Here is a 17,218-nt window from a genome sequence, read left to right on the forward strand (position 1 = left end):
TATCAAACTATAATGAGTTCAAGAATAGTTGATACTTAAATTAAATATTCAGAAAATTCAATTAGTTAAAATTGGAAAATGAGATAAGGAAATTTGAATGGGGGGTTATATTATGGCGAGTAAAGTACCGTTTTCGTTCATAGTAGTTATTGGATTAATGTTATTTGCACTATTTTTTGGAGCAGGAAATTTAATTTTCCCAGCTATGCTAGGTCAATCGGCAGGAGAGAATGTATGGATTGCTAACGCTGGATTTTTAGTAACAGGAGTAGGTTTACCATTACTAGGTGTATTAGCATTTGGTTTTTCAGGTAAAGATGATTTACAGTCATTAGCAAGTCGTGCTCACCCAGTGTTTGGGATTGTGTTTACAACAGTTTTATACTTAGCAATCGGTCCGTTATTTGCAATACCAAGAACAGGAAATGTTTCTTATGAAATTGGTCTTAAGCCTTTTATGCCAGAGGGATTAGGTTCTACACCTTTAATTCTTTTCACAATTATATTCTTTAGCATCACTTGTTTTTTTTCGCTAAATCCTGCGAAAATTGTCGATATTGTTGGAAAAATATTAACACCAATTAAATTGACATTCATCGGTATTTTAGTAATCGTTGCTTTTATTCATCCGATTGGAGATATGCAAGCACCAGTGGAAGCTTATACATCACATGCATTCTTTAAAGGATTCCAAGAAGGATACTTAACGATGGACACGCTTGCATCATTCGTATTCGGAATCATCATCATTAATGCAATTAAAGAAAAAGGTGCGAAAACGAAAACACAAATTATGGTTGTTTGTGCAAAAGCAACACTGATCGCTGCATCTATTTTAGCAATTATTTATACAGCTCTTTCTTATATGGGAGCTTCAAGCGTTGCGAAGCTTGGACATTTAGAAAACGGCGGAGAAGTATTAGCGAAAGTTTCTAACTACTATTTCGGATCATATGGCGGGGTATTATTAGGATTAATGATAACAGTTGCTTGTTTAACAACTAGTGTGGGACTTGTATCAGCATGTTCTTCATTCTTCCATAAGTTATTCCCAAATGTTCCTTACAAAGCAATTGCAATTACGTTATGTGTGTTTAGTGCTATTGTTGCAAATGTTGGATTAACACAACTAATCGCAGTTTCTGTTCCAGTATTAACAGCGATTTATCCACTAGCAATCGTGTTGATTTTCTTAACATTCTTCCATTCATTATTCAAAGGAAGAGCTGAAGTTTATCAAGTGAGTTTAATCGTAACGTTTATCATCAGCTTATTTGATGGATTAAGTGCAGCTGGAGTTAACATTGAAGTAGTAAGCCGTGTGTTCACTAAATTCCTTCCGATGCAGGAAGTAGGATTAGGCTGGATCTTCCCAGCGATTATCGGTGGATTTATCGGATATGGCATTAGCATTTTAAAAGCGAAAAATCAAGTTCGCCCAGCAGCTAGTGCGAATAAGAAAATAAGTTAAATGAAAAAAGTTATAGAATTTGATTCTATAACTTTTTTTGTTACTATTGATAAGAATAGAAAAAATAAAGTAATAGGGGAAATAAAATGAAAAAAACAATTGACCATATCGGGATCGCAGTTCGTGATATAGATAGTACGATACAGTTTTATGAAAAGGTTTTATCAGGAACTTTAATAGATCGATACGTAAGTGAAGCACCTGGTGTTGAAAGCGAAGTAGCTATTCTTGAAGTTGATGGTGATAGAATCGAATTACTTGCGCCAACGAATAATACAACTTCTCCAATAGCACGATTTATAAAGCAAAAAGGGAAAGGTGTCCATCATGTTGCGTATCGTGTAGACGATTTAGATGTAGCTTTAGAAGAATTAAAGGAACAAGGGATTCGAACGTTAGAACATACGCTTCGAATTAATAAACACGGTAGAAGATTAATATATCTTAACCCAGCGGATACAGAGGGAACAATCATTGAGTATTGTGATTATCCGGAAGCGAAATAAAGGAAGTTTATCCTTGAGAAAAGGTGTTACGTAATAACGTAACGCCTTTTTAATTTATGTATTTCTCTTTATATGGGAGGTTATTTCACACTTTTTTCACAAATGATTCACGATAACTTTTCTTCTTTAGAAACTTACATAAATATATTTTATGCTATAATGATAATCTACTTTAAAAATATAAGTAATATATATATAAGTAGCTACTATTTTGTTAGAAGTGTAGAGGTGAGGAATAAATAGAGAGTGATACTAAATAAATCCTTATACTTAATCAGGTTAATATTTTATCAAGAAATAAAACTTGGGAAGTAAAAAGTAATGAAAGTGTAGTGACGAAAAAGAAAGAAGTGAAATGATTGTGAAAGTAATACGAAGGTTAGGGGCATGGCTATTAATAGCGTGCGTGTTTATCATATTGATACCAAAAAGCGCATCTGCTCATGCGTATGTTGTGAAATCAAATCCTGCTGAAAATGAAACGTTAAAGAAAGCACCATCTGTTGTGAAAATTGAATTCGATGAGGACATACAAGTTTCAAGTTTTAATACATTGTTCGTAAGAGACACCTCAGGTAAAAGAGTAGATTTAAAAGATGCACATATTGATAAGAAAAACAAAAAAATATTAGAGGCTGGGTTAAAAGAGAATCTCAAAAATGGTCTCTACTCTATTCAGTGGAAAGCTATTTCAGCTGATGGACATCCGATTCAAGGAGTTATTCCATTCCGTATTGGATTAGCAGAAGCGGGAACAGATGATATAAAAGTAGAAGAGATGGGCTATGTTCCCCAAATCGATATGATTATGGAACGCGGAATTTTATATACAAGTTTTTCTCTATTTATCGGTGTTCTATTATTTAATCTTATCCTTTATAAAGGAAGTGCAAGTCAAGTTCAGTCGAGGAGTAAGAAAATAATATGGATATCATTATTTGGGATATTCATTAGTTTACTTTTCAATTTACCGTTGCAAGCGAAAATAAATGCTGATGTTTCATGGCTAGAAGCATTCGATCCTTTATTATTAAAAGAAACATTACAGCTATCTGTTTTTGGTTATGTATGGATCACTCAAATGGCTCTTATTAGTACGCTTATGATTGTTACATATTTTGCAGTGAAGAGTGAGAGGCTTTCGTCGTTTAAAGTATGGAGCATTCCAATTGTATTATTTATTGGGTTACTTGTTATGAAAGCCTTCAATAGTCATGCATATGGATTAAAGTTTAAAGAAATTGCTGTCGTTATGGACTTTCTGCATTTATTCGCAGCTTCGTTATGGATTGGGGGGCTATCATCGATTGTTCTTCTTTTACGTAAAGAGGATGACAAGTGGACTATGTATTGGGATGCGATTAAGCGTTTTTCACCATGGGCAACAGGTACTGTCATAGTGATTTTATTAACGGGTCTTTTTAACAGTACATTTTTTATTCCCACGATCCATTCCCTATTTGATACGAAGTATGGATTGGCCTTATTAGCAAAGATACTTTTATTCGTGTGTATGGGGATATTGGGAATTATTCATTATGTGAAAGGGAGAATGCGAGCGCAGCAAAGGTTAGGAGCTACGGTGAAAGTAGAGTTTATCATTGGAATTATCGTTTTTGTAATCGTAGCGTTTATGACAAATGTACAAACGCCGCCGATGCCTCCTACGGGACCTTTTACAGAGAGTAAACAATTAGATAATGGATATGAACTTACTTTACATGTAAGTCCTAATAAGGTAGGACAGAATACATTTCATATTACTTTGAAGGATGAGAATGGACAGCCTGTTACTGATATGGAACAAATTGTATTGACGACTCAATCTTTAGATATGAATATGGGCAAAGGTTCATTTAAAGTTTCGGCAGTGTCACCGGGAGAATATGAAGCGGAAGGTATGTATATTAACATGACAGGAAACTGGAATATACAAGTTCACGGATTAACAAAATCTCTTGATAGTTTCGATACGGATTATAAATTTATTGTAGGTGGCAGATAAAAAAGACGTTATAAATGAAAAGGAGTTTATAGAAAATGAAACGTATAAAAAAATTAGGAACAACAATGATCGCAACAATAATTGCAATGGGGATTTTTTCGTTACCTGTTAGTGCTCACGTAACTGTGAAACCAGCAACTTCTGACGTTAGCTCTTGGGAGACTTATACAATAAAGGTACCTGTTGAAAAGAATATGGCAACAACAAAAGTCACACTGAAAATACCGTCTGGAGTCGAGTTTCAACAGTACGAGCCAGTGCCAGGGTGGAAAGTGGAAGAACAAAAAGATGCAGCTGGAAAAGTTAAAACTGTAATATGGGAAGCAACAGGAGAAGGGATTTTACCTGGTCAGTTCCAACGATTTACTTTCGTTGCTAAAAATCCAGATAAAGAGCAACAAATAGCTTGGAATGCATATCAACAATATAAAGATGGAGAAATTGTTGAATGGACAGGCGATGAGAAAGCTGAAAAGCCCCACTCACTTACTACGATTGCAAAAGGTACATCATTAACAGGAGAACATGGTGAAGTATCTAGTGTGGAAAAAAATGAAGGTACAAGTAATATGCAAACAATAGCAATTGTCTTATCAGTTTTAGCGATTGTATCTTCCGTAGGTACGTGTGTTTTTGTAGTACGTCGTAAAAAGTAGGGAACATTGAAAGGTCTCATTGAAAGTAATGAGACCTTTGTTAATAAAATTTTGAGATTAAGCAGCTTCGAGGGGGATTAGAGCTACAAATACAACATGGTTTATTAAGATAAGGAACTCAATTGACTGTCATTACTTCTTCTGGTAGGTTATCATGCTTAAGCCAGTTTTCAATTAAAGTATTAAATAGTTTGGGATTTGCTAAAGGGATTCCATGACCGATTTTAGGAATGATAATACCTGTGCAATTAGGATTGCTTTCAAGGATTTCAGCCATCGAGTCTTTCATGATTCTTTTTTCGTTTTCTCCAACAGTCACTAATATATTGCTACTAGCATTCTCGAAACCTTTTAGTATTGTAAACGACACATTTTCTTCTAATATCCTCACAAATGTATTTTTACTTATTTGACAACTTTCATGATAATAGTTATCAAATTGTGTTTCATCTATGTACATTGATTTTGCTTGTATTTTGGAAAACGTCTTACTCTTTATAAGTGGATAGGTTAAGCCAAGGGATCTTATTAATGTTTTAGCGAAAGGAATTAGTTTAACTAATGCGCTATTTATCATAGCGTATTGAATTAAGTTTGGTTTCATGCTGAGCATTGCAATTAATACTTGAGCACCTAACGAAAAACCGATTACTATAACAGTTTTACCTTGTCCTTTTTCTTCAACTAATTCAATGATTTTTTCAGCACTAAAGTGTATTGAAAAATGATCCTTACTACTATTTTCCCCTTGCTCGGGTAAATCAGGAACAAGGCAGTGAAAGTTAGTAAAATGTTTAATTTGTTTGTCCCACATCCATCCACTGACTCCGCCCCCATGAATAAAAACCATAAGTGGAGAGCTTGAATCTCCAAATTCTTTATACTGTAAAACCATATAATTCCCCCTTATGATTAGAATTGTTAGTCCATACATATGTATTAGAGATAATATTTTCTACTTAATTATCATCATACAATAAAAAAGGAAAATTTTCCTTTTGCTAAGATGTTAAGTGACTGTACTCATAAAATGGTAAAAAAGAAAGAGCCTACAAGTGGTAGACTCTTTCTCATATCTATTTATTTCACTTCAACTTGCTGCCTTACAGCAAGTGCTTTCGGCTTTATATTTACAAAACAAATGCTTACGATAATAAATAAAAGTCCGATAAATAAGCTAATTGTAATGGCCTCATGTAAGAAAATTGAACTTACAATAATAGCGATCAGTGGGATAAGGAACGTATAAGCCCCAACTTTACTTGCCTCACCAGCTCCTACAAGTGTAAAGTAAGCGAGCCATCCCATTGCAATAACAAAGAACGAGATGAATAGTAGTACACTTACAAATGGTATACTCCAAGCGATGTTAGACCAGCTCTCAAATTCTGAACCAAATCCGATTAAGCAAAGTCCGCCAATAATAAGCTGAAGTGTTACCATCCAAATGGCATTAACGCGGTGTCCAGTTTTCTTAATAAATACTGTGCCGAGTGCCCAGCCGATAGCGCACCCTAAAGCAAGTAGTACACCGATAATAGAAATATGTCCAGTTAAACTACTAGAGCTAATAACCCCAACACCAATAAATCCAAGAATAAGTCCGAAAATTTTCAAGCCGTACATAGATTCTTCAAGCCAAATCCATGAGAAAATGCCGAGTAAGACAGGTTGGAGAAATACGATTGCGGAGAAGAGTCCGGCGGGCATATACTGAAGTCCGACAGTTTGTAGTCCGTAAAACAAAATAATATTGAGTAAAGATGAAATAAAGTATAAATGCCAAGTTTCCTTTAAATTTAATTGTTTGTATTTCGGTAATGCGAAAGTAAGTAAGATAAATCCTCCTATTAATGTTCTAATCCCTGCAAAGAGTACGGGTGGTGTGTAATGCAGAGCGAATTTTGATAACGGCCAATTAATTCCCCACATAATAACGAGAAATGTAAGGATTATGGCAGTCTTAGTTCGAGAAAGCTGTGTCACTGTAATCCCTCCTTGTTGTATTCCATTTCACTATGATATGATATCGACTATGATAAATAAAATGAATCTTTTTTATAAGGAGTATAAGTGATTAGTTATGACCATTACACAACTTCAAGTTTTAATTAAAACGGTTGAATTAGGGAGTTTTACGAAGGCTGCCGGGATGTTAAATATGACACAGCCAGCTGTAAGTCATGCGATTTCAAGCATTGAGTCAGAGTTAGGAGTTACCATTCTTATACGCGATAAACGAAAAGGGCTAATCGTTACGGATGTTGGAAATAGAATTCTTGTACATATTAGAGAAATCTTAAACGGCGTTGAGAAGATTGAACAAGAAGTAGCGATGGAGAAAGGGCACGAAGTTGGGACGATTCGAATTGGGAGTTTTCCGAGTGCTTCTGCACATTTCTTACCCAAAATGATAAATCTTTTTAAGGAGAAGTATCCGAACTTAGAAGTCGTTCTTTGTGAAGGCACGATTAAAGAAGTTGAAGATTGGTTAGTATCGAGGGTTGTTGATATAGGAATTGTTATTTTGCCTAATAAAGATATGGAGATCGTGCCCTTAACGAAGGGGAAAATGGTTGTTGTCTTAAGGGAGGATCATCCTCTTTGTAAGAACGATTCTATTACAATAGGTGATTTAGAGAATGAACCAATCATATTATGTAAGGGTGGGTACGAACCACCCATTATCGATATGTTTAAACAAGCGAACGTACCACTTCGGGCTGAATATATAATTTCCACAGTTACAACAGCTTTAAATATGATTCAAGAAGGATTAGGAATCGCAATTTTGGCTGAGTTATCTTTAACGAGTTTACCAAAGAATATACAAACGAGAGAATTGGAACCACAAGTATGGAGAGAAATCGCTTTAGCTGTTCCTTCATTAAAGGATTCTTCACTCGCTGTACAGCTATTTATTGAAGAATTCCAAGACTTGTTTGCAGAATAAGAAGAGGTGTCTCATATATTGTAATGGGGCACTTTTTTATTTGCTTTAAAAAATTTGTAAAAAGGATTGACTTATTTTTCTGTTGTAACTATAATGATTACATCGAGGTGGTGATCACGATGAAAATTAGTAGCCGCTTTTCTATAGCTGTTCATATTTTATCTATTTTGAAAAACAATCCATCTTCAGTTTGCACTTCAGACTATATGGCCGAGAGTGTAAATACAAATCCGGTAGTCATTCGTAAAATAATGTCTTACTTGAAACAATCTGGATTTGTTTACGTAAATCGCGGACCAGGTGGCGCGGGATTATTAAAGGATTTACATGAAATCACATTATTAGATGTGTATCATGCAGTGAATGTAGTGGAAGAAGACAAACTATTTCACATTCATGAAAAACCGAATCCAGACTGTCCAATTGGGGCGAATATTCAAGCTGTTTTAGAGGTTATTTTAGTTCAGGCGCAATCTGCGATGGAAGAAGTGTTGAGAAATATTACGATGGGGCAGTTATTTGAATCTTTACAACAAAAAATGAAAGCATAATATGATAATTGCAAGTCTCTAAAAGAGAATGCATATTTTTTTCTTAAAATTGTAACTGTTTTGGTTACATCTAAAAATAAAAAGAAGGTAAGGTGTAAAAGATATGACTGTAAAAATGAAAGTATACTCAGATTTTATATGCCCGTTTTGCTTTTTAGCAAAAGGCCCATTAGATGAAGTAGCGAAAGAGAAAGATGTAGAAATCGAATGGATGCCATTTGAATTGCGTCCAAGTCCATATTCTAAAATAGATCCTTGGAACGAGCCAGATAAGTTAGGTTCATGGGATTCTTTCATTCTTCCTACTGCAAAAAAATTAGGGGTTGAAATGCGTCTGCCACGCGTTTCTCCGCATCCATATACACATTTAGCTTTTGAAGGGTGCCAATTCGCGAAAGAGCGTGGACTTGGAAATGAGTATCATCACCGAGTATTTACTGCGTTTTTCCAAGAAGAGCAAAACATTGAAGATATTGATGTATTAACGAAATTAGCGGTAGAAGTAGGGCTTCCTGAAGCTGAATTTAAAGATGCTTTAGTAAATCGTAAATATAAAGAAAAACATCAAGAAGCAATTCAGCATGCATATGATGAAGCAAATATTATGGCTGTTCCAACTGTCATGATTGGAGATGAAGTCATTCAAGGACTTGCTAGTAAAGAAACGCTAGAAAGAGTAATTGATAAAGAAATCGAAAAGGATAAAACAAATTCATTTGAAGGTATGCAATGTAAGACGGATGGATATTGCTAATTCGTCTTGCATGAAAGACTCAAGTTGATTTGTTTAAATAAAAATAATAAAACATATATTTGGAGGAATTAAAATGTCAGCAACTACAACAAATTTAAAAGAAGCAATCGTGAACCGTCGTTCAATTCGTAAAGTAACAAAAAACGCTACAATTACAAAAGAAAGAATTGAAGAAGTTTTAAAAACAGCTTTACACGCACCAACTTCTTTCAATATGCAAAGTGGCCGTATGGTTGTATTAATGGATGGAGAGCATGAAAAGTTTTGGGATATCGTAAAAGAAACGCTTAGATCACGCGTGCCAGCAGAAAATTTTGAAGCAACAGTAGAAAGACTAAAAGGCTTCCATGCAGGTGTAGGAACAGTTCTATTCTTTGAAGATCAAGCAACAGTAGAAAAAATGCAAGAAAATGCACCATTGTATAAAGATCAGTTCCCATTCTGGTCTCATCAAGGAAATGCAATGCTACAACATACTGTATGGATGCTATTATCGGCTGAAGGAATTGGAGCGTCATTACAACATTACAATCCAATCGTAGATGCTGAAGTGAAAGCAACTTGGAACATTCCAGCAGAGTGGAGCTTAGTAGGACAAATGCCATTTGGTGAGCCAAATGAACAACCAGGGGAAAGAACATTCTTACCTACTGAAGATGTAGTGAAATTTTATTAAAAAATACAATTCAAAATCAAAATTAAAAAAAGTTAGATAAATGAAAGGACAGTAGATAGTATATATACTATCTACTGTCCTTTCTTATTTAATATTCACACCCAATCGTGGAAGATCTTATTTAAGATAAGCATTACTGTGAGAACAATTTCTTCAATATTGATGACGTATAATTAAAAATCTATTATGTTTATTTTTTTGAAATGACAGTAAACATCCCCGTCATGTTTGGTGAGTAATCTTTAAAATCATATTTTTCATAGAAAGATTCTTTACCTTGTGATGCAAACAAACCGACAAATGCCTTATCAGGGGCATTCTGATTTAAGTATTCAACCAAAATATGCATGATTTCTTTCCCGATTCCATTTTTCTGATAATCTGGATGGACTACTATATCTTGAATATAGAAATAGATAGCCCCATCACCAACAATTCTCCCCATACCCACAATTTGCTCATTATCCTTGACTGTGATGCAGTGAACAGAATTCTTCAGTGATGTTTCCACCACTTCAAAATTCATATAATTAGTCCATCCCACAGACTCGCACAAATATTTGTACTCTTCCAATGTTGGAATGTTATTTTTAAACTCATATTTTTTCAAAATGTATCCTCCAAGTCCTCAAATTCAACAAGTATAATAAATTCGACATTTTTCTATCTATTCCTCTTACGCAACTAAACTTCCGTTAGCTATTGAACATAGTCTATTTAATTTAGTACAACTTATGTGTGTTAATTTATCCTTTTCGGCAAGAAGACTCCATCTGATTTGTGTTACGGGTGGTGAAACCCAACAATTCAGGTGGAGATGAATTGCCGTCAGAAGGTAGGCTGAACTCTTTTGTTTCGTTCATAACAATTTTTTAAAGAGCGAATATTTGTTTCTTTTGCGTCTTGCGATATAATTAGTCGTAGATAAGGAGACAATATATATGACAACGAAATTAGATAATAATAATCATTCAGTGTTCTTACTCTACTATCATTTAGTTTTGGTTATTAAATACCGTAAAAAAGTGATGAACGATGAAATTTCAGATTATCTGAAAGAGCACTTCATTCGGTTGCTTGAGCCAAAAGGAATTACTGTAGAAGAATGGAATCACGATGAAGACCATGTTCACGTTTTGTTCCGTTCAGTTCCAAACATTGATTTGTCAAAAGCGATTAACAGTTACAAAAGTGTTAGTTCTCGTTTCGTGAAACGAGATTTTCCTAAGATAAAACATGATCTATGGAAAGAAATGTTTTGGTCTCGAAGTTATTGTCTTTTAACAACGGGCGGTGCACCTATAGGTTCTATCCGTAAGTACATTGAATCACAAGGAAAGAAATGATTTTAATGAACCCCCTGAGAAAGGTGGTGAAAACAATGGGTAGAAAGAAAGCAGTGAAAGTATTACGTAAACAAAAGAAAAGAGAAAACATGCAACGCTTCACTCAGAAACAGAATATCGGACGAGCTTGCCTTACTGCGAAAGAATTTCGTTTACTGCAACGCATGTCACATAGTTCAAAAGCGTTGCGAAATGTTGGATTATACACAATTAAACAAAGTTACTTGAATAATAACAAGATGACTACTGTAAAAGAAGTGGACACTGCCATGCAAGCCGATATGAACTACTCGGGCGTCCAATCAAACTCTGTTCAAGCGATTCGTAGAGCCTTATTTACAGAAGTAAAAAGCTTTTTTAAAGCATGGGAACAGTGGAAGAAAAAACCGGAAACATTCACAGGCCGTCCTAGGTTTCCGAATTATTCTGGTTCAACGGACAAACGAATCATTGAAATCTATCAAGTTCCAAAAGTGGATGATAACGGGTATTGGATGATTCCGATGAATGTGGCATTCAGAAAAAAATTCGGTTCCATTAAAATACGTATGCCTAAAAATTTAAGAAATAAAAAAATTTTCTACATTGAGATTGTACCCAAGCAAAAAGGTCGGTTCTTTGAGGTGCATTATACATATGAGATGCACGTTTCTCAAATGAAGAAGCAATCCACGACTACTAGTAACGCTTTGAGTTGCGATTTAGGTGTAGACAGATTAGTAAGTTGCGCAACAAATACAGGTGACACATTTTTAATTGATGGAAAAAAACTTAAATCCATTAACCAGTACTTCAACAAAATGATACGTAATCTGCAACTGAAAAATGTGGAAAATGGACTTTCAAAACGAGTTGTAACGAACAAAATGGCTGCACTTTGGCATAAACGAGAAAGACAAATAAATGGTTACATTTCACAAACTGTAGGTTTGTTGTTCAAAAAAGTGAAAGCATTCAGTATAGATACGGTTGTCGTAGGGTATAACACTGGTTGGAAACAAAAATCTGATATGGGAAAAAAGAATAACCAAAAATTTGTTCAAATCCCATTTCATAAACTGATTGCAGCAATTGAGAATAAATGTGTAAAAGAAGGCATCCGATTTTTGAAACAAGAAGAAAGCTATACTTCAAAAGCTAGTTTTCTTGACAAAGATAGGGTTCCAGTTTGGTCTAAGGAAGACAGGATGCATTATCGCTTTAGTGGCAAACGAATCACTCGTGGAATGTATCAAAGTAAATCAGGAAAATGTATTCACGCTGATATTAATGGTGCGTTGAATACATTGCAAAAATCAAAAGTTGTAGAATTGGATGACAATCTCAAAGTAAAAACGCCGATTCTATTAAAAGTGCAAAAACGTAAGGCTGTTGCTTTGTGCATAGCTTAGTGGGTGCGTCAACCATCCATGTGTACTCGACTTGTCGGGGCTTGTAGCACACGCCGGATTCATCTGAGTGGTGGCTTCTTCTATAAGGAAGAACTGCTCTTTTTCGAAAGGGTGGTGCAAGTGGGGAAACGATTGTTCGTTTCTAGTACCAACCAAAAACTTACTTGGGGTGTTACTGTAAGGTGGCATGAATTCTAGAGCGTCAAACTGTCTAGCGATAGACGAAAAGACCTAGCGTTCTAACTCAAGCCCCCACTGAAACGCTTCATCTCAGTGGGGGTAGTTGACAAGAGTTTAGGGAAGAAATATAAGAAATGATCTGGTGAAAAAGGAAGTGGAAATATGAGTGATGAGAAAAAATATACAGTGGTAGGTACTGATGTCGAGGAAGTAAAGCGTTTAAACAAAAATTCAGGGTTAACGTATAACCAAGTGAAGGAATTGTTAGCGAAGCAAATGCAAAAAAGAAATAATTAAGCTTTTCATTTAGCATTTTTCTAGAGAGTTAAGTGATAGATAACTCTCTTTTTTCAATATGAAAAATCTACTAAGGAGCAACAGTCTAAAAATAGACGTTCTCATAAAATATAGAGTTGATAAAGTAGTTTTTAGAAAAGTATTAGATAAAAAAATCCGACAATAAAAAAGAAAAAAAGGATTCTTTCCAATTAGTAAGAAAGATTGTCTATAGAAGTTCATAAAATGTAATATATCCGATTTCCATCCATTGAAGGGAGAGGTTAATTCTTAATGAATGAAGTGAAAAATTTCTTTCGAAGCAGAGGGTTTCAACGGTTTCTCGTTTTAATAATATTAGCGCTTGTATTGTATGGATTAAAAAGTATGATTAATTTAATATTAATTACGTTTATTCTCACGTTTTTGATGGATCGATTTCAAAAGTTTATTTCAAAAAAATTGAAAGTAAATAGGAAAGTGGTTATTGCTTGTTTATATATTGTATTAGTGACGTTTATTGTAACTACATTATATAAATATTTACCTGTGCTAACGATACAAATTTCACAATTAATTTATCAATTTAAATTGTTTTTTCAACATCCACCTGATAATGAGATGATTAGATACGTACTTTCAGCAATTAATGAAATGGAAGTATCAAAATATATTGAACAAGGTGTGGATGTCATTTATCAATCAATAGCAAACATAGGAAAGGTAAGTTTGCAAATACTATTGTCTCTTATTCTAAGCTTATTTTTCTTATTGGAAAAAGAGCGAATTATTTCATTCACGTCTAAATTTAAAGATAGTAAATTAAAGATTTTTTATGAGGAGATTGCATATTTCGGTGAAAGATTTGCAAGATCGTTCGGAAAAGTGATTGAAGCACAGTTTTTAATTGCAGTTGTAAATTGTGTGCTCACTGTAATTGCACTTGTCATTTTAGGATTTCCACAGCTTCTTGTATTGGCTGTCATGGTCTTTCTACTCGGCTTGATTCCAGTTGCTGGTGTTATTATTTCCTTGTTTCCACTTTGTATCATTGCCTATAACGTCGGCGGGGTTATGTATGTTGTATACATACTAGTGTTCATTACAGTAATCCACGCTCTTGAAAGTTATTTTTTAAATCCAAAATTTATGTCTGCAAAAACGAATTTACCAGTATTTTATACATTTATGATTCTTATCTTTTCAGAGCATTTCCTCGGAATATGGGGGCTTATTATCGGAATACCAATCTTTATCTTTTTATTAGATGTACTTGACGTAAATAACGATGAACCGATTAAAGATAATAAATGATAGAAAATGACCGATGTTTTCTCTTGATGAAAACATCGGTCATTTATTATTTTTTCTTTGGAGGAGGTAGTTTAATGAATCTATTTGCAATTAAAGCTATAATAACAGCAGCAAAAATAAAGACTGCGATTACACCAACTCCCATACCTGCCCATCCTCCTATAAGGAAGATACTTATCGGTATTGCTAACAAGCTTAAAATAATTAGAATCAATCCGAGATTCTTATCATATTTTGTAGTTGGGAATAGCGTTCTGATGATTAAGAAGAGGAAAAGTATTAAGGATGCTACAGCTAGCAAGAGGATTACAATCGTCCAAGAATCATTCATGAAATCACTCCTTTTTATAGATAATATTACAGTTTAAATTGAGGGGGAACTATAAAAATATAAAAAAGCAATCCAATATAAATCGGATTGCTTTTTTGATTGAAAATATGATTAAAGAACAGGAGCCATTGTTTCTTTCAATACTTGAACAGAGTGATCGAATTTTAATTCTTCCTCTTCACTTAGTTCAACTTCTAAAATTTCACGAACACCGCCGCGGTTTAAAACAGCAGGTACGCCAATATAAACATCTTGTTGGCCGTATTGACCTTCAAGGTATGCTGATACAGTTAATACGCTGTTTTCGTTGTTTAAGATTGCTTTCGTGACACGTAAAAGTGACATGCCGATACCGTAGTATGTAGCACCTTTTCGTTCAATAATATGGTAAGCTGCATCACGCACGTTTATGAAAATATCATCTAAATCTTTTTGGTTATATGTGTTGTCTTTTTCAAGAAGCGTTTGTAGTTTTTGAATACCAATTGATACGTGACTCCAAACAGGAAGTTCTGTATCACCGTGCTCTCCGATAATATAAGCGTGAATGTTATGAGGTCCAATATCGAAGTACTCACCTAACATATAGCGGAAACGAGCAGAATCAAGAGTTGTACCAGAACCGATTACGCGTTCTTTCGGTAATCCAGATTCTTTCCAAGTTACGTAAGTTAAAATATCTACAGGGTTTGTTGCGATTAAGAAGATACCGTCAAAGCCGCTATCCATAATGCTACGAACAATTTGCTTGAAAATTTTAGCATTTTTCTCAACTAAATCTAAACGTGTTTCACCTGGCTTTTGTGGTAATCCAGCTGTAATTACAACAAGATCTGCGTCTTTACAATCTTCATAACTACCTTTCCAAACCTTTGTTGGAGCTGGTGCGAAAGGAACGGCATGGCTTAAGTCCATTGCTTCTCCTTCAGCTTTTGCTTCATTTACATCAACTAAAACAAATTCTTCAGCTACAGCTTGGTTAATCATACAGTAAGCATAACTACATCCAACTGCTCCTGTTCCTACTAATACAACACGGTTAATACCTTTTTTCATTTCAAAATTCCTCGCTATTTCATAAATTTTATTATGTAAGATAATACGTCTTACTTCTATAGTTTCATATCTATTTTATTACATTTTATAAAAGATATTCAAGTGATTGAAAATGTATCCACTCAATTACTTGAATGAAACATAGGAATCCTGTTAAACGAATATAATTCAGTAAAATCCTTCGTAAAAGGGGAATTGGCATGGGGAATCCATTATCGATGGAACAAATGCTTCAAATTGTTCATGAAGGGCTTGCCAAAACGAATAACCCCAAACGGATTACAGTTGCCGGTGCAGGGATATCTGGATTAGTTGCAGCATCTTTATTAAAAGAGGCTGGACACGAGGTAACGATTATAGAAGCGAATAACAGAATAGGTGGCAGGGTGTATACGATTCGTGAACCATTTAGCGCAGGGTTATATTTTAACGCAGGCCCTATGCGTATTCCGGATACTCATGATTTAACTTTAGCCTACATTCGTAAATTTAAACTACCGTTAAACCTTTTTATTAATAAAACTTCTTCAGATATAATTTATACGAATAACAAAAGAACGAGATTGGATGTGTTTGAAAAGGATCCAAGTGTACTTGGATATCCAGTTTTAGATAAAGAAAGAGGGAAAACAGCAGAAGGGTTAATGTTAGGGGTATTGGAATCGATACTTAATTATATTAAGAAAGATCCGGATAAAAACTGGATTATTGTTGAAAAAAAGTATAAAACATATTCGCTCGGTTCATTTTTAACCGAGTATTATTCAGATGGGGCAATAGATATGATCGGAGTACTTCTTGATATGGAAGCATACATGGGAATGTCCTTAATTGAAGTATTACGCGAAATGATCTTTTTCACTTCAACGACGAAATATTATGAGATAACGGGCGGGATGGATGCATTACCAAATTCATTTTTACCAGAGCTAAAGGATAATATTTTTATGCCGTATAAAGTAGAAAAAATTATACAGGAAGATAATAAAGTAATGATGCAAGTAACACATGAACAAACGTTAAATTCATTTATAGTAACTGGTGACATCGCTATTGTCACAATTCCATTTTCAGCTTTGCGATTTGTAGAAGTTCAGCCATATCATTTATTCTCTTATTATAAAAGGCGGGCAATTCGTGAATTAAATTATATTGCTTCAACTAAAATTGCGATAGAGTTTAAAAGTAGATTTTGGGAAAGAGCAGGACAATATGGTGGTAAGTCAATTACAGATTTACCTATCCGCTTTACATATTATCCGAGCTACGGCATTCATACACCAGGGGCGGCTATCGTTTTAGTGAGTTATACGTGGGCAGATGAGGCGTTAACGTGGGATAGTCTCTCGAATAGAGAACGTATTCGTTATGCGTTGAAAAATTTAGCGCAAATATATGGAAATGTGGTTTATAGTGAATATGTTGCGGGAGAATCTTTTAGCTGGAGTCAAAATCCGTATTCTTGCGGAGCATTTACAGCTTTTGAACCAGGGCAAGAGCTTGAATTGTTTCCATATATTACGCCGCCAGCGGGTAGAGTGCACTTTGCAGGAGAACATACGACATTAACACATGGATGGATGCAAGGAGCAATCGAGTCTGGAATTAGAGTTGCTCATGAAGTGAATGGAAAATGAAACGATAATCTAGCAGTTTTGTTTACAAATAGGTATTCTTTTAATAAAATGATAAATATAAATCGTAATAATTACGCTTTGAAGGAATTTGAAGTAGAGAAATGGATGGTCGGTC

Annotated in this window: 18 protein-coding genes; 13 read left to right on the forward strand and 5 right to left on the reverse strand. The window is 34.6% G+C overall.

The genetic code is table 11. The annotated features are described in order from the left end of the window. Positions 1 to 112 precede the first annotated feature (112 nt). The 4 genes from brnQ to MKX37_RS09295 all read left to right on the forward strand — a co-directional run bounded on the left by brnQ (position 113) and on the right by MKX37_RS09295 (position 4,638). Positions 113 to 1,471: a branched-chain amino acid transport system II carrier protein gene (gene brnQ / locus MKX37_RS09280; protein WP_078421897.1), complete on the forward strand. Its 1,359-nt coding sequence runs from the start codon at positions 113 to 115 to the stop codon at positions 1,469 to 1,471. An 86-nt stretch (positions 1,472 to 1,557) separates the two neighbouring features. Then, on the forward strand, positions 1,558 to 1,977 hold the full coding sequence (locus MKX37_RS09285; protein WP_050000219.1) for a VOC family protein: 420 nt from the start codon (positions 1,558 to 1,560) through the stop codon (positions 1,975 to 1,977). Positions 1,978 to 2,332: 355 nt separating this feature from the next. After that, positions 2,333 to 3,982, forward strand: coding sequence for a copper resistance CopC/CopD family protein (locus MKX37_RS09290; RefSeq protein WP_078421896.1), 1,650 nt, complete (start codon positions 2,333 to 2,335; stop codon positions 3,980 to 3,982). A 35-nt stretch (positions 3,983 to 4,017) separates the two neighbouring features. Beyond that, positions 4,018 to 4,638, forward strand: a complete 621-nt coding sequence (locus MKX37_RS09295) for a YcnI family copper-binding membrane protein (RefSeq protein ID WP_002126863.1) — start codon at positions 4,018 to 4,020, stop codon at positions 4,636 to 4,638. A 118-nt stretch (positions 4,639 to 4,756) separates the two neighbouring features. On the opposite strand, the gene MKX37_RS09300 is transcribed toward MKX37_RS09295, so the two are convergent. Both MKX37_RS09300 and MKX37_RS09305 read right to left on the reverse strand, forming a co-directional pair. Next, positions 4,757 to 5,533, reverse strand: coding sequence for an alpha/beta fold hydrolase (locus MKX37_RS09300; RefSeq protein WP_078178887.1), 777 nt, complete (start codon positions 5,531 to 5,533; stop codon positions 4,757 to 4,759). A gap of 185 nt (positions 5,534 to 5,718) precedes the next feature. Then, positions 5,719 to 6,624, reverse strand: coding sequence for a DMT family transporter (locus MKX37_RS09305; RefSeq protein ID WP_002086216.1), 906 nt, complete (start codon positions 6,622 to 6,624; stop codon positions 5,719 to 5,721). 97 nt (positions 6,625 to 6,721) lie between these two features. On the opposite strand from MKX37_RS09305, the gene MKX37_RS09310 reads away from it, so the two are divergent. The 4 genes from MKX37_RS09310 (at position 6,722) to MKX37_RS09325 (ending at position 9,572) form a co-directional block, all read left to right on the forward strand. Further along, positions 6,722 to 7,591 (forward strand): LysR family transcriptional regulator, encoded by an 870-nt coding sequence (locus MKX37_RS09310; protein ID WP_002168625.1) that lies wholly within the window; start codon positions 6,722 to 6,724, stop codon positions 7,589 to 7,591. 119 nt (positions 7,592 to 7,710) lie between these two features. Next, positions 7,711 to 8,142: an Rrf2 family transcriptional regulator gene (locus tag MKX37_RS09315; protein WP_002186124.1), complete on the forward strand. Its 432-nt coding sequence runs from the start codon at positions 7,711 to 7,713 to the stop codon at positions 8,140 to 8,142. Positions 8,143 to 8,245: 103 nt separating this feature from the next. Next, complete coding sequence (locus tag MKX37_RS09320) at positions 8,246 to 8,896, forward strand: DsbA family oxidoreductase (protein ID WP_002064866.1); 651 nt, start codon at positions 8,246 to 8,248, stop codon at positions 8,894 to 8,896. A 73-nt stretch (positions 8,897 to 8,969) separates the two neighbouring features. Then, the gene (locus MKX37_RS09325) at positions 8,970 to 9,572 is read left to right on the forward strand and encodes a nitroreductase family protein (RefSeq protein ID WP_002135720.1); all 603 of its coding nucleotides are present in this window, start codon (positions 8,970 to 8,972) and stop codon (positions 9,570 to 9,572) included. A 190-nt stretch (positions 9,573 to 9,762) separates the two neighbouring features. Here the strand turns inward: MKX37_RS09325 and MKX37_RS09330 are convergent, their stop codons facing one another. Next, entirely contained in the window at positions 9,763 to 10,182 is a 420-nt protein-coding gene (locus MKX37_RS09330; protein ID WP_002126872.1) for a GNAT family N-acetyltransferase, read from the reverse strand. Between the two features lie 331 nt (positions 10,183 to 10,513). On the opposite strand from MKX37_RS09330, the gene tnpA reads away from it, so the two are divergent. The 4 genes from tnpA (at position 10,514) to MKX37_RS09350 (ending at position 14,079) form a co-directional block, all read left to right on the forward strand. Beyond that, the gene (tnpA, locus tag MKX37_RS09335; protein WP_033730337.1) at positions 10,514 to 10,918 is read left to right on the forward strand and encodes an IS200/IS605 family transposase; all 405 of its coding nucleotides are present in this window, start codon (positions 10,514 to 10,516) and stop codon (positions 10,916 to 10,918) included. Positions 10,919 to 10,953: 35 nt separating this feature from the next. Then, positions 10,954 to 12,309 carry an RNA-guided endonuclease TnpB family protein gene (locus MKX37_RS09340; RefSeq protein WP_078421895.1) on the forward strand — a complete coding sequence of 452 codons (1,356 nt, stop codon included), beginning with the start codon at positions 10,954 to 10,956 and terminating at the stop codon, positions 12,307 to 12,309. Positions 12,310 to 12,651: 342 nt separating this feature from the next. Beyond that, on the forward strand, positions 12,652 to 12,786 hold the full coding sequence (locus MKX37_RS09345) for a hypothetical protein (protein ID WP_002086208.1): 135 nt from the start codon (positions 12,652 to 12,654) through the stop codon (positions 12,784 to 12,786). A gap of 273 nt (positions 12,787 to 13,059) precedes the next feature. Further along, positions 13,060 to 14,079 (forward strand): AI-2E family transporter, encoded by a 1,020-nt coding sequence (locus MKX37_RS09350; protein ID WP_003188519.1) that lies wholly within the window; start codon positions 13,060 to 13,062, stop codon positions 14,077 to 14,079. Positions 14,080 to 14,125: 46 nt separating this feature from the next. Here MKX37_RS09350 and MKX37_RS09355 read toward each other — a convergent pair whose 3' ends face one another. Both MKX37_RS09355 and MKX37_RS09360 read right to left on the reverse strand, forming a co-directional pair. After that, complete coding sequence (locus MKX37_RS09355) at positions 14,126 to 14,410, reverse strand: YesK family protein (protein WP_016126778.1); 285 nt, start codon at positions 14,408 to 14,410, stop codon at positions 14,126 to 14,128. Positions 14,411 to 14,521: 111 nt separating this feature from the next. Then, positions 14,522 to 15,466 carry an L-lactate dehydrogenase gene (locus tag MKX37_RS09360; RefSeq protein WP_002064875.1) on the reverse strand — a complete coding sequence of 315 codons (945 nt, stop codon included), beginning with the start codon at positions 15,464 to 15,466 and terminating at the stop codon, positions 14,522 to 14,524. Positions 15,467 to 15,666: 200 nt separating this feature from the next. Between MKX37_RS09360 and MKX37_RS09365 the strand changes: the two genes are divergently transcribed. Next, positions 15,667 to 17,103: a flavin monoamine oxidase family protein gene (locus tag MKX37_RS09365; RefSeq protein ID WP_078421894.1), complete on the forward strand. Its 1,437-nt coding sequence runs from the start codon at positions 15,667 to 15,669 to the stop codon at positions 17,101 to 17,103. Positions 17,104 to 17,218 lie beyond the last annotated feature (115 nt).

Source organism: Bacillus sp. FSL R5-0709, from assembly GCF_038004785.1.
Classification (GTDB): Bacteria; Bacillota; Bacilli; order Bacillales; family Bacillaceae_G; genus Bacillus_A; species Bacillus_A mycoides.

Excerpts from the sequence above, each read along its gene's own strand:
- brnQ (WP_078421897.1), top strand. The coding sequence starts at position 113 with ATGGCGAGTAAAGTACCGTTTTCGTTCATAGTAGTTATTGGATTAATG.
- MKX37_RS09285 (WP_050000219.1), top strand. The coding sequence starts at position 1,558 with ATGAAAAAAACAATTGACCATATCGGGATCGCAGTTCGTGATATAGAT.
- MKX37_RS09290 (WP_078421896.1), top strand. The coding sequence starts at position 2,333 with ATGATTGTGAAAGTAATACGAAGGTTAGGGGCATGGCTATTAATAGCG.
- MKX37_RS09295 (WP_002126863.1), top strand. The coding sequence starts at position 4,018 with ATGAAACGTATAAAAAAATTAGGAACAACAATGATCGCAACAATAATT.
- MKX37_RS09300 (WP_078178887.1), bottom strand. The coding sequence starts at position 5,533 with ATGGTTTTACAGTATAAAGAATTTGGAGATTCAAGCTCTCCACTTATG.
- MKX37_RS09310 (WP_002168625.1), top strand. The coding sequence starts at position 6,722 with ATGACCATTACACAACTTCAAGTTTTAATTAAAACGGTTGAATTAGGG.
- MKX37_RS09315 (WP_002186124.1), top strand. The coding sequence starts at position 7,711 with ATGAAAATTAGTAGCCGCTTTTCTATAGCTGTTCATATTTTATCTATT.
- MKX37_RS09320 (WP_002064866.1), top strand. The coding sequence starts at position 8,246 with ATGACTGTAAAAATGAAAGTATACTCAGATTTTATATGCCCGTTTTGC.
- MKX37_RS09325 (WP_002135720.1), top strand. The coding sequence starts at position 8,970 with ATGTCAGCAACTACAACAAATTTAAAAGAAGCAATCGTGAACCGTCGT.
- tnpA (WP_033730337.1), top strand. The coding sequence starts at position 10,514 with ATGACAACGAAATTAGATAATAATAATCATTCAGTGTTCTTACTCTAC.
- MKX37_RS09340 (WP_078421895.1), top strand. The coding sequence starts at position 10,954 with ATGGGTAGAAAGAAAGCAGTGAAAGTATTACGTAAACAAAAGAAAAGA.
- MKX37_RS09345 (WP_002086208.1), top strand. The coding sequence starts at position 12,652 with ATGAGTGATGAGAAAAAATATACAGTGGTAGGTACTGATGTCGAGGAA.
- MKX37_RS09350 (WP_003188519.1), top strand. The coding sequence starts at position 13,060 with ATGAATGAAGTGAAAAATTTCTTTCGAAGCAGAGGGTTTCAACGGTTT.
- MKX37_RS09355 (WP_016126778.1), bottom strand. The coding sequence starts at position 14,410 with ATGAATGATTCTTGGACGATTGTAATCCTCTTGCTAGCTGTAGCATCC.
- MKX37_RS09360 (WP_002064875.1), bottom strand. The coding sequence starts at position 15,466 with ATGAAAAAAGGTATTAACCGTGTTGTATTAGTAGGAACAGGAGCAGTT.
- MKX37_RS09365 (WP_078421894.1), top strand. The coding sequence starts at position 15,667 with ATGGGGAATCCATTATCGATGGAACAAATGCTTCAAATTGTTCATGAA.